The sequence below is a fragment of the Exiguobacterium sp. A1_3_1 genome, from assembly GCF_048985645.1.
Taxonomy (GTDB): Bacteria; Bacillota; Bacilli; order Exiguobacteriales; family Exiguobacteriaceae; genus Exiguobacterium_A; species Exiguobacterium_A indicum.
The window spans coordinates 1-1,150 of the sequence record NZ_WBYY01000311.1 but is presented as its reverse complement, the minus strand read 5'-3'; the positions used below and the strand labels follow the sequence as shown (position 1 = coordinate 1,150).

The following is a 1,150-nucleotide window of genomic DNA, read 5'->3' as shown; positions in this document are numbered from 1 at the left end:
GATGTGTATAAGAGACAGATATCATCGTCATTGAATTATCAAGTTTTCAATTGATGGGGATCGAGCAGTTCCGACCATATACGGCAGCATTTTTGAATTTATCACCAGCACATCTGGATTATCATGGTGATTTTGAATCGTATGGCGAAGCGAAAGCCCGGATCTTTAAGAACATGAAAGAAACGGATCGTCTTGTCTTGAATGCCGATGATGCGTCCGTCAATGCACTCGGAAAGACAGCTGAAGTAACGCCACTCTTGTTCTCTCGTCGTCAATCGGCGTATGCAGAAATCATGAACGATACGTTGACAATCAATGGGACGAGTATCTTACCTGTTAGTGAACTAGCTCTCGGTGGTGGGCATAATGTCGAGAACGTTCTCGCAGCCTTAACACTCGTCGAACCGTTTAACTTAGCATTATCTGACGTTCAACATGTTCTACGGACGTTTGGTGGTGTAGAGCACCGGACACAGTTCGTCGGTGAAATTGCTGGTCGAAAAGTTTACAACGACTCAAAAGCGACGAATAATGTGGCAACAGAAGCGGCGTTGTCTGGATTTACGGCACCCATCATCTGGTTATGTGGCGGACTCGAGCGTGGAGCGGATTTGACACCGTTACTCGATGCAATGAAGCATGTCAAACATGTAATCGGACTTGGTGAGACGGGTCATCGATTCGGAACGCTTGCGTCAGAAAATGGCTATGCGTCAACCGTCGTTGAGGCGATGGATGAAGCCGTGAAAGTAGCGTTTGAAGTGTCACGACCCGGCGACATCATTCTTCTGTCACCAGCATCTGCAAGTTGGGATCAATACAAGACATATGAAGAGCGCGGCGATCATTTCGTTCGTGCCGTACATGAAGTAGGAGGAACAACAGTATGAAAATCGTCGTCTCTGGAGGCGGTACAGGCGGTCACATCTATCCGGCACTCGCTATGATCCGGGAGCTCGAACAACGCATGCCGTGTGAGGTCCTCTATATCGGAACAGAAAATGGTCTCGAGGCGGATATCGTTCGTCGTGCGGGAATTCCATTTGAATCGATTGAGATTTCTGGCATCCGTCGTTCCTTGTCGTTCGAAAACGTCAAGACTGGTATCCGGTTCGTCAAGAGCTGTCTCTTATACACATCTCCGAGCCCA

2 protein-coding genes are annotated in these 1,150 nt (G+C 48.0%); both read left to right on the top strand.

The window, feature by feature from the left end; genetic code table 11:
- Positions 1-20: 20 nt before the first annotated feature.
- Complete coding sequence (murD, locus tag F8N00_RS18030) at positions 21-890, top strand: UDP-N-acetylmuramoyl-L-alanine--D-glutamate ligase (RefSeq protein ID WP_421018753.1); 870 nt, start codon at positions 21-23, stop codon at positions 888-890.
- A partial coding sequence (locus tag F8N00_RS18025) for a glycosyltransferase (protein WP_421018752.1) occupies positions 887-1,150 on the top strand: 264 nt, incomplete at its 3' end. The genes murD and F8N00_RS18025, both read left to right, overlap by 4 nt.